This is a genomic window from Burkholderia sp. AU45274 (assembly GCF_030482505.1).
Taxonomy (GTDB): Bacteria; Pseudomonadota; Gammaproteobacteria; order Burkholderiales; family Burkholderiaceae; genus Burkholderia.
In genome coordinates this window covers 648,973-661,331 of record NZ_JAUJQE010000004.1, presented here as the reverse complement: position 1 = coordinate 661,331, position 12,359 = coordinate 648,973, and the positions used below count along the sequence as shown (strand labels likewise).

Annotated in this window: 11 protein-coding genes; 2 read left to right on the top strand and 9 right to left on the bottom strand. The window is 68.8% G+C overall.

The window, feature by feature from the left end; genetic code table 11:
* Positions 1-30 precede the first annotated feature (30 nt).
* Positions 31-915, top strand: coding sequence for a UTP--glucose-1-phosphate uridylyltransferase GalU (galU, locus tag QZM35_RS18885; RefSeq protein WP_089425179.1), 885 nt, complete (start codon positions 31-33; stop codon positions 913-915).
* A 58-nt stretch (positions 916-973) separates the two neighbouring features.
* Here galU and QZM35_RS18880 read toward each other — a convergent pair whose 3' ends face one another.
* The 7 genes from QZM35_RS18880 to QZM35_RS18850 all read right to left on the bottom strand — a co-directional run bounded on the left by QZM35_RS18880 (position 974) and on the right by QZM35_RS18850 (position 8,252).
* Positions 974-1,588 (bottom strand): DUF4136 domain-containing protein, encoded by a 615-nt coding sequence (locus QZM35_RS18880; protein WP_089425178.1) that lies wholly within the window; start codon positions 1,586-1,588, stop codon positions 974-976.
* Between the two features lie 37 nt (positions 1,589-1,625).
* On the bottom strand, positions 1,626-4,013 hold the full coding sequence (locus QZM35_RS18875) for a CHASE2 domain-containing protein (protein WP_301776606.1): 2,388 nt from the start codon (positions 4,011-4,013) through the stop codon (positions 1,626-1,628).
* 10 nt (positions 4,014-4,023) lie between these two features.
* Complete coding sequence (locus QZM35_RS18870) at positions 4,024-5,385, bottom strand: FecR domain-containing protein (protein WP_301776605.1); 1,362 nt, start codon at positions 5,383-5,385, stop codon at positions 4,024-4,026.
* Positions 5,382-6,086: a response regulator transcription factor gene (locus QZM35_RS18865; protein WP_006490421.1), complete on the bottom strand. Its 705-nt coding sequence runs from the start codon at positions 6,084-6,086 to the stop codon at positions 5,382-5,384. The genes QZM35_RS18870 and QZM35_RS18865 overlap by 4 nt, the downstream gene beginning before the upstream one ends.
* 267 nt (positions 6,087-6,353) lie before the next feature.
* Positions 6,354-6,776: a peptidase gene (locus QZM35_RS18860; protein WP_089425175.1), complete on the bottom strand. Its 423-nt coding sequence runs from the start codon at positions 6,774-6,776 to the stop codon at positions 6,354-6,356.
* A 195-nt stretch (positions 6,777-6,971) separates the two neighbouring features.
* On the bottom strand, positions 6,972-7,199 hold the full coding sequence (locus tag QZM35_RS18855) for a sulfurtransferase TusA family protein (RefSeq protein WP_006402122.1): 228 nt from the start codon (positions 7,197-7,199) through the stop codon (positions 6,972-6,974).
* A gap of 117 nt (positions 7,200-7,316) precedes the next feature.
* Positions 7,317-8,252 (bottom strand): LysR family transcriptional regulator, encoded by a 936-nt coding sequence (locus QZM35_RS18850; RefSeq protein WP_301776604.1) that lies wholly within the window; start codon positions 8,250-8,252, stop codon positions 7,317-7,319.
* Between the two features lie 114 nt (positions 8,253-8,366).
* On the opposite strand from QZM35_RS18850, the gene QZM35_RS18845 reads away from it, so the two are divergent.
* Complete coding sequence (locus QZM35_RS18845; protein ID WP_089425173.1) at positions 8,367-9,887, top strand: CoA-acylating methylmalonate-semialdehyde dehydrogenase; 1,521 nt, start codon at positions 8,367-8,369, stop codon at positions 9,885-9,887.
* A gap of 68 nt (positions 9,888-9,955) precedes the next feature.
* Here QZM35_RS18845 and QZM35_RS18840 read toward each other — a convergent pair whose 3' ends face one another.
* Together QZM35_RS18840 and QZM35_RS18835 are read right to left on the bottom strand one after the other, a co-directional pair.
* Entirely contained in the window at positions 9,956-10,840 is an 885-nt protein-coding gene (locus QZM35_RS18840; RefSeq protein WP_089425172.1) for a MurR/RpiR family transcriptional regulator, read from the bottom strand.
* Between the two features lie 307 nt (positions 10,841-11,147).
* Positions 11,148-12,320 (bottom strand): Gfo/Idh/MocA family protein, encoded by a 1,173-nt coding sequence (locus tag QZM35_RS18835; RefSeq protein ID WP_301776603.1) that lies wholly within the window; start codon positions 12,318-12,320, stop codon positions 11,148-11,150.
* Between the last annotated feature and the right edge of the window lie 39 nt (positions 12,321-12,359).

Here is a 12,359-nt window from a genome sequence, read left to right as displayed (position 1 = left end):
CAAGTCGATTACAGGAATAAAGGTTCGATCATGTTGAAAGTTACCAAGGCAGTGTTCCCCGTTGCTGGTCTCGGCACGCGGTTCCTCCCGGCAACGAAAGCGAGCCCCAAGGAAATGCTGCCGGTCGTCGACAAGCCGCTGATCCAGTACGCGGTTGAAGAAGCGATCGCCGCCGGCATCACCGAGATGATCTTCGTCACCGGGCGCAGCAAGCGCGCGATCGAGGACCACTTCGACAAGTCGTACGAGGTCGAGGCCGAACTCGAGGCGCGCGGCAAGGAAAAGCTGCTCGAACTGGTGCGCAGCATCAAGCCGAGCCATGTCGACTGCTTCTACGTGCGCCAGCCGGAAGCGCTCGGCCTCGGCCATGCGGTGCTGTGCGCGGAAAAGCTGGTGGCCGACAACCCGTTCGCGGTGATCCTCGCGGACGACCTGCTCGACGGCAACCCGCCCGTGATGAAGCAGATGGTCGACGTGTTCGACCACTATCACAGCTCGGTGATCGGCGTCGAAGAGATCCCGCCGTCGGAGACGAAGTCGTACGGGATCGTCGACGGCAAGGAGTGGGAAGAGTCGATCGTCAAGATGTCGGCGATCGTCGAGAAGCCGGCGCCGGAAGTCGCGCCGTCGAACCTCGGCGTGGTCGGCCGCTACATCCTGAAGCCGCGGATCTTCGAGCACCTGCGCGCGCTGAAGCCCGGCGCGGGCGGCGAGCTGCAGCTCACCGACGCGATCCAGGCGCTGCTCGCCGACGAGCAAGTGCTGGCCTACAAGTACCAGGGCACGCGCTACGACTGCGGCAGCAAGCTCGGCTACCTGAAGGCGACGGTCGAATTCGCGCTGCGCCACGCGGAAGTCGGCGCGGAGTTCGACGCGTACCTGCGCACGCGCGACGGCGCACATCCGGCCGCCTGAACGCGGCAAGGGCAAGGCCCCGCTCCGGCGGGCCCGCCCTCACCTCACCGGCCGACGCTCAGCGCGCTTCGACCGGCTTTACCGAGACGACGCCCGGCATCCCGCCCGCGTCGTCTTTTTTCGTCTTGACGAGCCAGCCGCCGCCGTCGCCGAACGGCACCTTCGCGAGCGCGCTCTTCACGAGCGCAGGCGCGGCCTGCTGCGTGCCGGGATCGCGATCGCGCAGCGCGGCCGATACGCGGTAGACGTCGGCGCCCGATTTCGCGTCGACGAAGCGCAGCGTCAGCACATGGCGATACACGCGGCCCATGAACGGCAGCGCGAACGGCGCCGGCCCGTCGACCGTCACGCATGCGCTGCTCGCGGCCCCGCACCCGTCGGCGATCGCCGCGACCGAGGCCGGCTGCGTCGCATACGCGATCGACAGCCGGTAGCGCGCGGCCGCGAGCGGCTTCGCATCGAAGCCGCGGTGCGCGAGTTCGTCGCGCACGAGCGTCTCGATCTGCCGGTATTCGGCATCATCGGCCTGCGCGGCCGTCCGCACGAAATCGTAGCCGTGCGCGCCGGATGCGAACGCGTTCGGCTGCCCGACCGCACTGACGCCGCTCGTCACGCCGGCGCAACCCGTCAACAGCGACGCCGCCAGCGCGGTCGCTGCCCATTCCTTTCTCATGGCTTTCCCCAAATGCCTGCCGTCGCGCCCGGCCCTGTCAGGCGGACGGCTCGTCGATCGCGGGCAGCGACACCGTCACCGCGGTGCCGACACCCACCTCGCTGTCGACCGACACGCTGCCCCCATGGCGCGTGACGACCGTCTTCACGAATGCCATGCCGAGCCCGGAGCCCGAGATTTCGGGCCGCTCGCCGGCATGGAATCGCTTGAAACGCTCGAACAGATGCCGCTGATCTTCCGGCGCAATGCCGTATCCCTGATCGCGAATCGTACAGAACATCCGTTTCGACGCGTGCTCGACCGCCAGCGTACACGTGATCACGGTATCGGACGGACTGTATTTGACTGCGTTGTTCAGCAGGTTCACGAACGCGCGCGTGATCAGCGAGCGGTCCGCGCGCACCCAGCACATGTCGGTGCCGACGTCGGTGTCGACGCGAATGTGCTTCGCCTGCGCCTGCGGCCACACCTCGTCGCTCGCATCGATCAGCACGTCGACGAGGCTCGTCACCTCGAGCTGGTACACCTGCGACTCCGCGCGCGCCAGCTGCACGAACTCGTCGGCCAGCGACAGCGCGCGGTGCGCATAGCGCTCGATCCGCGCGAGCAGCCCGCGCATCGCGTCGGTCTCGGCGCGGTCGCGCTCGATCTCGACGAGCGCGAGAATCGACGACTGCGGCGAGCGCATGTCATGCGACAACAGGTGCAGCGCTTCCTCGCGCTGCCGCTCGGCCGCGTGCAGTTCGGTTACGTCGACGAGGCCGGCGATCCAGCCCGTCACGCGGCCCTGCGCGTTCGTGCACGCCGCGTAGCGTAGCAGATGGTCGAGCCCGTCACGATCGCGCACCTCGATGCCGCGCGCCATCGCGTCGTGCTCGGCCTCGAGCGTCGGGTCGAGTGCCGCCGGCCAGTGTTCGCGGATCACCGCGTCGTGTTCGGCGTTGCCGTCGACGGTCTTCATGAAGGTCAGCTCGCCGAGCGCGGTGCGCAGCGGCCGGCCTTCCGGCAGCGGCAGCGACAGGCGCGACCCGTAGCGCTTGGCCGCATGGTTCGCGATCAGCACGGTGCCGGCCAGGTCGGTCACGAAAATCGGCTCGGGCATGCTGTCGAGGCTGTCCCACACGAAGCGCTTCATGTCCTGCACGCGCTGCGCGGCTTGCGCCATCAGCGCCATCTGTCGCTCCAGCACGTCGCCGCCGACGCTGCGCGTGCGCGGCGCCTCGGGCAGCAGGTGCGGCTCGTCGGCGAGCCGCTGCAGCTCGCGGCGCAGATACGACATCGTCATTTCCAGGCGCCGCCAGTTCCAGATCGGGTAGACGGCGACCAGCCCGAAGATCGCGGGCGCCGGCGACAGCCAGATGCGCGCCTCGAACAGCAGCGCCATGCTCGCGACGACGGCCAGCGCGGCCAGGCTGAGCGTCAGCAGCAGCGCGCGCCACGGCGACAGCATCAGGAAGCCGCCCAGCAGCGCGGCGAGCGGCAGCAGCGACGCGATGAACAGCCCGGCGGGCGACGCCGGCGAGATCGCGCTGCCGGTCGCCAGCATGTCGAGCACGTTGGCATGGATATACACGCCGGCGAGCGGCCCGAACTCGCCGGACACGGGCGTGGCGAAGCGGTCGTACAGCCCCGACGCCGTCACGCCGACGACGACGATCTTGCCGCGCAGCGCGTCGGGTTTCACGCGCCCTTCGAGGACGTCGTCGAACGACAGCGTCGGATACGCGGGCGTGTTGCGGCTGAACGGGATCAGGTAGCGGCCCTCGCCCGCCGCATCGCGCGACAGGTCGTGCGCATCCGCGCCAGGCACGCCGCCGACCGGGTGCAGCCGGCCGGCCTGGATCGCGCGGTAGACGGGCACCATCAGCTGCGGCCAGCGCACGCGGCCGTCGCTTTCGTACAGCGCCACGCTGCGTACGATGCCGTCGCGGTCGACTTCGAGGTTGATGTGGCCGAGCCCGACCGCGCGCGCCGCGAGCGCGGCCACCGGCGGATCGACCGCGCGCGTGCCGTCCGCCTGCTCGGGGCTCAGCAGCACGGGCAGGAAGGTCGGCACGTGGGTCATGGCGTCCGCGAACGCGCGATCTTCCGGCGACGGTTCGGTAAACAGGACGTCGTAGACGACGGCGGCCGGCTGCGCGCGCGCCAGCGTGTCGAGCAGCCGTGCATGCACGTCGCGCGACCACGGCCAGCGGCCGAGCGCGGACACGCTCTGGTTGTCGATGTCGACGACGACCACGTCGGGTGACAGCGGCAGGCTGCGCAGCATCAGCAGCCGGTCGTAGATCAGGCCGTCGACGCTCGCCGACAGCCGGCCGAGCGCGCACGCGAGGATCACCGCGATCCCGAGGCAGCCGATCGCGATCCATTCGATCAGGAAGCGGCGGCCGAGGCGCCGCCGCGGAGAAACGGAATCGGGTTTCATGCGCCGCGGGTCAGCGCGACAGCGTGAACGCGCTGACCGGACTGGTCTTCTCGTAGAACTTGCCGCCTTCGAACTCCTCGACGGTCACGGCCCAGAAATACTCGCCCGGCGGCAGGTGCGCGACGGTGATCTGGCGCGTATGCAGGCCGACCTGGTCGACGACCGGCGCGCTCAGGTCCTTCGAGCGCGACAGCACGAACCGGTAGCGCGCACCCTCGCCCGAACCGTTCGGCGACCAGCGGAACTCGTAGCCGCCGGCGCCGGGCGACGCGCTCGCGTCGAGCCCCATCACGCGGCGTTCGAACGCGTACGTCCGCGGCCGGCCCTCGAGGCCGTTCGCATCGATCGCGGCGACCCGCACGAAGTAGTTCCCGTTCGGCACGTCGCGGAAGACCGCGCGCGGCGAATCGGTGCGCGTTTCACGGAACAGGTCGAGCAGCCCGGCGTCGTGCGCGAGTTGCACGCGGTACGCATGCGCGTCGGCGAGCGGCGCGACGTCGAAGGCGACCTCGGGCTCGTCCTGCACCTTGTCGGGATGCGCGAGCGCCGGTGGGGGCAGCAGCTCGACAGGCGCGCCGACCGCGCCGGACGATGTCGCGACGCTGCCGAAATTCGCATGCACGAGCGTCGGATCGGCGGGCTTCCGGCCGCCCGCGACGCCGACGGTGCCGTCGAGCACTTCGACACGCGTCGACGCACTGCCGGCCGCGTCGTAGTTCACGCGAAAGTGCGTGCCGCGCACGCCGGCCACGACCGACGGCGACCGGATCTGGAAGCGGTCGTCGCGTTTCTTCAGATGGGTGACCTCGCTGTCGACCGAGCCGCGCGTGAGTTCGAACTCACGATCGAGCGTGCCGGTCAGCACCGTGCGGCGCAGCGCCTTCAGGTCGAGCTGGCTGTCGGGCGGCAGGCTCATGTGCGTGCCGTCGGCGAGCTCGAGCGTCACGAAGCCGTTCGGGCCCGTGCGCACGCGGTCGCCCTCGGCGAGCGTCGCGTCGTTCGCGAGCGGCGCGAAAGCATCGCCGGACGCGCGTTCGGCCGTGCCCTGCACCGCGACGACGCGAGCGGTCAGCTTTTCCTTGCGCAGGCGCGCCACCGGCAGCTTCAGCGCGATGCCGGGCTGCAGATGCTTCGGCGCGGGCACGCCGTTGATCTGTTGCAGCAGTTGCCAGTCGTCCGCGCCCTGCAGGTAGCGCGCGGCGACGTCGTACAGCGTGTCGCCCGCCTGCGTGCGGTAGACGACCATCTTGCCCGCCGCCGCGGGCGGCTGGGCCGCCGCCTGCTGCGCGGCGAACGCAAACGCGACCGCGCCGGCCGCGCGCAGCGCGACCGTGCGCAGGTTCGCCGTGCGCTGCGTGATTCCCGTGGTCACTCCGGTTCTCCCTGCCCGACCCGTTCGAGCCGGTAGCCGTAGCCGTAGATCGGCGCGAGGCGATAACCGTTTTCGGGCCGCAGGCCGAGCTTGGTGCGCAGCATCGAGATGTGCGTATCCATCGTGCGCGACGGGATGTCGGTCGCCTGCTTCCACACGAGATCGAGAATGTGCGCGCGCGACAGCGGCCGGTCGAGGTGCTGGAACAGCAGCAGCGCGAGTTCGAATTCCTTCTGCGTGAGGCTCACGGCCTTGTCGCCGACGTAGGCCTGCTTCAGGTTCACGTCGAAACGGAATTGATCGAATTCGCGAACGGTGGCCTCGGCGTTGACCGGATACGCGCGCCGCAGCAGCGAGCCGATGCGCGCGCGCAGGATCGGGCCCGACACCGGCTTGACCACGTAGTCGTCGGCGCCGGCGTTGAGGATCTGCGTGATCCCCGCCTCGTCGTCACGGCTCGTCATGAAGATGATCGGCAGGCTGTGCTCGGTCTGATTGGCGCGCACCCACTTCAGCACTTCCTCGCCGGACATGTCGGGCACGTTCCAGTCGAGCACCAGCAGATCGAACGTCTCGCGCTGCAGGCGCTTCTTCAGGGCCTTGCCTTCCTTGAACGCGTAGCACGTATGGCCAACGGCCGTCAGCGTTTGACTGACGAAATCCGTCTGGGCCGGATCGTCATCCAGTACAGCAATTCTCATAGCACCCCGCAAATCGAAATCGATTCGTCCTGTTCAGCTCCCCGCCCCACCCGGCCGCGCAGCACGTGCGCGGCTTCCGGACACCGGCCGGCGAGCCGTCGTTCGCCGCTCGCGCCACCTGCGCAAACCGGCGACCCCAGCCAAATATCTCAAAAACGGGGTACGGACGAACCGGCGATTTCATCATAGTAGTATGAAATTCGCCAATAAATTGCGCGGACTACCGTCTTTTCTTCGAATAATCCTACCCACCGCGCAATCGAGCGCCTAATCGGCGCCCGTGATGCCCGCCACCGGCTCGACAGCATCGTCGGACGGCACGCAATGCGCCAGCGGCTCCGGACGCGCCGGCTGGGCAAGCATCCGCTGCAGCTGGCCGCGCACGCGCTCCCACGCGGTGGCCGCGTAGTCCGGCTGGCTCGCTGCCCACGCCTGCGCCAGATCGAACACACGCTCGATCGTCGCACCGCAGTAGGTCAGGCCCGAGCCGTCGTCCTGCGCGGCATCGCGCAGCCGTTCGTCGAGCCACTCGGCCAGCCACGGCATCTCGGCCGCGGCGGAATCCGCGTAGGCTTCCAGCGCGGCACGCGCGTGGCGATCCTGTTGCGGGTCGAGCTCGATACGGCTCAGTCCCGATACGCTGCGTTCCGCTCCGGACGGACTTCGAATGGTCCCTGGTCTGAAGGACATGTCCTCTCCCCGTTGTACGACGGTAGCATCAGGCATGGCCCCCGTGCCCGCCGTACGACGTACCGTGGCCGGCGCATCCGCTGGGAGCGGACGACCGGCCGGGTCAGTATACGCAGCCGATCACGCAGCGAGGTTTAAGAATTGTCAGAAAAGTGTGACCGGCGCCAGGCGCTGCCGGCACCGTGATACGGGCCGTCAGCGACGGCGCATCAGGAACACGAAGGTCTTGTCCTGCGTCGTCGATTCGACGATCTCGTTGCCCGTCTGCTTCGCGAACGCCGCGAAATCGCGCTGCGAGCCGGGATCGGTCGCGAGCACCTTGAGGATTTGCCCGCTTTCCATATCGGCGAGCGCTTTCTTGGCACGCAGGATCGGCAACGGGCAATTGAGCCCGCGCGCGTCCACTTCCTTGTGAATCTGCATCGGCTGTCGACCTTCGAATGACGCGCCGTTCAAGGCGCGGAGAGAAGCCGCGATTTTACCGCAGCGCCGCCGTGCCTGCCCGGGCCGCCCGCGGCCCGGCGCTCGCGGACACCCAGCTCAGTTGCCCGAAAAGCCGCCCGCGAGCCGTTCGCGCAGGTGCCGCACGAGCGCGCGCACCGCGCTCGGCACGACCGGGCTGTACGGACGGATCGCGAAGATGTGGTCGCCGAACGCGCCCGACGGCCGCCAGCCGTCGAGCAGCGCGACCAGCCGGCCGGCGTCGAGATCGCGCTGCGCGCTGAAATCCGGCAGCAGCGCGATGCCGAGCCCGCCGAGCGCGGCCTCGCGCATCGCCTCGCTGTTGTTCGCCGCGAAGCTGCCGCGCACCGGCACGCTCACGCGCTCGCGCCGCCTGCCGTGCGGCTCGAAGCTCCATGCGGCCGGCTCGTTGTCGCGCAGATAGCACAGGCAACTGTGCTCGACGAGCTCGCTCGGGTGGCGCGGAACGCCACGCGCGTCGAGATAGTCGCGGCTCGCGACGAGCAGCGAGCGCGTGTCGCACAGCTTCCACGCGACGTGGGTCTGCGGCGCGGTGGTCGTATGGCGGATCGCGAGGTCGAAACCCTCCTGCGTCAGCGAATGCAGCCGGTCCGACAGGTCGAGCTCGATCTGCACGCCCGGATGCTGCCGCAGGAAATCGGGCAGGTGCGGCACGACCTGCTGGCGCCCGAGCGCGACCGGCACCGTCAGGCGCAGCAGGCCGCGCGGCTCGCCGGCCAGGTCCTTCACGCGCGCGAAGTGCTGCCCGATCGACTCGAACGCGTCGCGCGTGCTGTCGACGAGCGTCTGGCCAGCGTCGGTGAGCCGCACGCTGCGCGTCGTGCGCCGCACGAGCGGCACGCCGGCGGCCTTTTCGAGATCGGCGATACGCTGGCTCATCGCGGCCTTGCTGATGCCGAGCCGCTGCGCGGCGGCCGTGAAACTGCCGGCCGCGGCCAGCACCGTCAGCGAATGGATATGCGGCCAGAGCGCCTGGACATTTTGCTGATTCATCCGGTGATTATTCAGAATTCTGAACAGTGAATCAAGCTGCGCGGCCTTCTCCCGCCCCGCCCGTTTGCCTAGACTGGGCGCTGTCCACCCTCACCCGATCCCCCAGGAGACACGATGAATCCGGTTCCCGCGTACACCTCCGACGCCGACGTCGGCCACTATGTCGACGGCGCGCCCATCGCCGGCCGCAGCGGCCGCTTCCAGGACGTCCTCAACCCGGCGCTCGGCCGCGCGGTGCGCCGCGTGGCGCTCGCCGACGACAGCGAAGTGCAGCAGGCCGTCGCGTCGGCCCACGCCGCGTTCCCGGCCTGGGCCGCGACGCCGCCGATCCGCCGCGCGCGCGTGCTGCACCGCTTCCTGCAACTGATGAACGAGCACCGCGACACCCTCGCGGCGATCATCACGGCCGAGCACGGCAAGGTGTTCTCCGATGCGCAGGGCGAAGTCGCGCGCGGCATCGACATCATCGAATTCGCGTGCGGCGTGCCGCAGCTGCTGAAGGGCGACTTCACCGACCAGGTCAGCACCGGCATCGACAACTGGACGATGCGCCAGCCGCTCGGCGTCGTCGCGGGCATCACGCCGTTCAACTTCCCGTGCATGGTGCCGTGCTGGATGTTCCCGGTCGCGATCGCGACGGGCAACACGTTCGTGCTGAAGCCGAGCGAGCGCGACCCGTCGGCGGCCCTGTTCATCGCCGACCTGCTCACGCAGGCCGGTCTCCCGGCCGGCGTGTTCAACGTCGTGCAGGGCGACAAGGGCGCGGTCGACGCGCTGCTCGACCACCCCGACGTGCAGGCCGTCAGCTTCGTCGGCTCGACGCCGATCGCGGCGTACGTGCAGCAGCGTGCCGTGCAATCGGGCAAGCGCGTGCAGGCACTCGGCGGCGCGAAGAACCACCTCGTCGTCATGCCCGACGCGAACCTCGAGCAGGCCGTCGATGCGCTGATCGGCGCCGCGTACGGCTCGGCCGGCGAACGCTGCATGGCGATCAGCGTCGCGGTGCTGGTGGGCGACATCGCGGACCAGATCGTGCCGCTGGTGGCCGAGCGCGCGCGCAAGCTGGTGATCGGCGACGGCATGTCGCCGGAAGTCGAGATGGGCCCGATCGTCACCGGCGACGCGCTGAAGCGCATCGAAGGCTATATCGAGCAAGGCGTGAACGAAGGCGCGCAACTGGTGGTCGACGGCCGCGGGCTGCGCGTGCCGGGCCGCGAGGCCGGCTTCTTCACCGGCGGCACGCTGTTCGATCACGTGACGCCCGACATGCGCATCTACCAGGAAGAAATCTTCGGGCCCGTGCTCGGCTGCGTGCGCGTGAAGGATTTCGGCGAAGCGGTCGACCTGATCAACGCGCATGAATTCGGCAACGGCGTGTCGTGCTTCACGAGCGACGGCGGCATCGCGCGCGAGTTCGCGCGGCGCATCCAGGTCGGCATGGTCGGCATCAACGTGCCGATTCCGGTGCCGATGGCATGGCATGGCTTCGGCGGCTGGAAGAAGAGCCTGTTCGGCGACATGCACGCGTACGGCGAGGAAGGCGTGCGCTTCTACACGCGCCAGAAGTCGGTGATGCAGCGCTGGTCGTCGAGCATCGGCAAGGGTGCCGAATTCGCGATGCCGACCGCGAAGTAACCGCCTGACGGTACACCGCCCGCTGCGCCGTCGCGCGGGCGGCACACCAGCAACACCGGCAGGAGGCGTCAGCCGGCCTGCGTGCCGTGCGCGCCGTCGGCGGTCGGCAGGTACGACAGTTCGAGCCGGTACGCGAGCGCGACGAACAGGCTCTGCGCAAGACCCATCGTGGCCGTCAGCGCGCGGAAGCCGAACGTCGCGCTGTCCTGCACCATCAGCGTCACCTCGGCCTCCCGCGCCAGCGGGCTCATCCGGCTGTCGGTGATCGCGATCAGCCGTGCGCCGCGCTGCACGGCCTGCTGCGCGACCTGCACGGTTTCCTCCGCATACGGCATGAACGAGATGACGATCATCACGTCGCCCTCGCGCACCGAGCGGATCTGCCCGAGATGCATGCTGCCGAGCGCGCTGAACAGCCCGATGCGCTTGTCGGTGTGCTGCAGCGCGTAATCGAGATACACGGCAATCGGAAACGCGCGCCGCGAGCCCGCGATCCAGATCGCCTGCGTATCGGCGAGCAGGTCGACGGCCTGCGCGAGCGCCTGCGAGTCGAGCGTCTGCCGCAGCTGCTGCATCCCGGCAATGCTGCCCTTGATGAATTCGTCGGCGATCTGCTCGGGCTGCAGGCTCGACGAGCCCGATTCGATCACGTCGCGCAGCCGCAGGTTGTACGCGCGCCCCGGCGCGATCTGCTGCGCGAGCCCTTCGCGGAACAGCTTCTGCATCTCGGAGAAGCCGGAAAAGCCGAAATGCTTCGCGAAGCGCACGACGGCCGACGGCTGGACGCCGCACGCCTGCGCGAGCGTCTGGATGCCTTCCAGGCCAAGCTGGTCCCGATGCGTTTCCACGTGGCGCGCAATCACCTTCAGGCGATTGCTGAGGCCGTCGTACTCCTGCGTCAGGTGCTGCAGGAACTGCTCGACGGTGGCGGGAGGTTTCTCGGATGAACTCATCGGATAGCGCGAAGTTGACGGCCCCGATGTGCGCGCGATACTGGCGGGCGCGGCCCGGGACTCGACTGGAACCATGCATGAAGGGCGAATTTAATCACGTTTGCGACGCGGCCCGCGCCGCGTGCTCGCTCCCACGCGCTCGATCATCACTTGCCTACGCTCCACGGCAACACTGGAAGCGATTGTCCAACGCTCACGCGGCGTCGTAAAGATTAGGGTGTCTACCAACGCCGGCCGACGGCGCGAAGCCTTGCGCGACGGGCGCGCGGCGCACTGCAGCCGGCCCGTCGCGCGCGGTTCGACCGGTTCAACGATAGTCGACCCACACGCCGCCCGCATCGGCGGAGCGCACGCAGTTCTCGACCCAGCGCACGCCTTCCACGCCCGCATGGACGTCCGGATAGCGGATGCTCTTCAGTGCCGCGACGTCGCCGCGGTCGGCCGCATCCATCGCGAGCGCGAAGCGCGCATACAGATTCGACCAGGCCTCGAACAGCCCTTCCGGATGCCCGGCGCCGATGCGATCCTCGCGCAATGCATGCGGATGCAGATAACCCATCCCGCGATCGAGCACCTGCGCCGGCTGCCCCTGCACTTCGTAGCGCAGCTGGTTCGGATGCTCGTCCCACCACTCGACGCTCGCCTTCGAGCCGATCACGCGCACCTTCTGGCTGTGCATCGAGCCCGCGTTCACCGCGCTCGACCACACGTAGCCGACCGCACCCGTGTCGTATTCCATGATCGTGAACGCGTTGTCTTCCAGCGGCGCGCGGCTCTTCACGAAGCTCTGCCGCGAACACATCAGGCGCCGGATCTTAAGCTCGGGCGCCATCACCTCGGAGATGTACAGCGGATGCGTGCCGATGTCGCCGAGCACGTAGCTCGGGCCCGCGAACTTCGGGTCGACGCGCCAGCGCGCGGCCGCGCTCGCGGCCTCGACACCCTCGCTGTGGAACCCGTGCGCGAACTGCATCTGCACGATGCGAATTTCGCCGAGATCGCCGCGCGCGATCATCTCGCGCGCCTGCTCGATCATCTGGTGTCCGGAATAACCGTACGCGACGCCGACGATCCGGTTCTTCTCGACCGACAGCCGCTGCAGCGCCTCGGCCTCCTCGGTCGTGAAGCACAGCGGCTTCTCGCAGACCACGTGCAGCCCCGCGTTCAGCGCGGCGCGGCAGATCTCGAAGTGCGTGTTGTTCGGCGTCGCGATCGAGACCGCGCGAATGCCGTCCGGGCGGCGCGCCTCGGCGTCGAACATCGTCGCGTAGTCGGGATAGCAGCGCTCGGCCGCGATGCCGAGCTTCACGCCGAACTGGCGGCCGCGTTCGGGATCGATGTCGAACGCGCCGGCGACCAGCTGGAAGCTGCCGTCGCGCAGCGCGGCCGACCGGTGGCTGTAGCCGATCTGGCTGCCGAGCCCGCCGCCGACCATGCCCCAGCGAATCGAATGTCCAAGCAGAATCTGTCCGTCAATCATGATGAGTGTGTTCCTGGTCCGTGTTCAGTTCAGGGTGGG

Bases quoted from the DNA above. Each gene is read 5' to 3' on its own strand.
- galU (WP_089425179.1), top strand. From the start codon at position 31: ATGTTGAAAGTTACCAAGGCAGTGTTCCCCGTTGCTGGTCTCGGCACG.
- QZM35_RS18880 (WP_089425178.1), bottom strand. From the start codon at position 1,588: ATGAGAAAGGAATGGGCAGCGACCGCGCTGGCGGCGTCGCTGTTGACG.
- QZM35_RS18875 (WP_301776606.1), bottom strand. From the start codon at position 4,013: ATGAAACCCGATTCCGTTTCTCCGCGGCGGCGCCTCGGCCGCCGCTTC.
- QZM35_RS18865 (WP_006490421.1), bottom strand. From the start codon at position 6,086: ATGAGAATTGCTGTACTGGATGACGATCCGGCCCAGACGGATTTCGTC.
- QZM35_RS18860 (WP_089425175.1), bottom strand. From the start codon at position 6,776: ATGTCCTTCAGACCAGGGACCATTCGAAGTCCGTCCGGAGCGGAACGC.
- QZM35_RS18855 (WP_006402122.1), bottom strand. From the start codon at position 7,199: ATGCAGATTCACAAGGAAGTGGACGCGCGCGGGCTCAATTGCCCGTTG.
- QZM35_RS18850 (WP_301776604.1), bottom strand. From the start codon at position 8,252: ATGAATCAGCAAAATGTCCAGGCGCTCTGGCCGCATATCCATTCGCTG.
- QZM35_RS18845 (WP_089425173.1), top strand. From the start codon at position 8,367: ATGAATCCGGTTCCCGCGTACACCTCCGACGCCGACGTCGGCCACTAT.
- QZM35_RS18840 (WP_089425172.1), bottom strand. From the start codon at position 10,840: ATGAGTTCATCCGAGAAACCTCCCGCCACCGTCGAGCAGTTCCTGCAG.
- QZM35_RS18835 (WP_301776603.1), bottom strand. From the start codon at position 12,320: ATGATTGACGGACAGATTCTGCTTGGACATTCGATTCGCTGGGGCATG.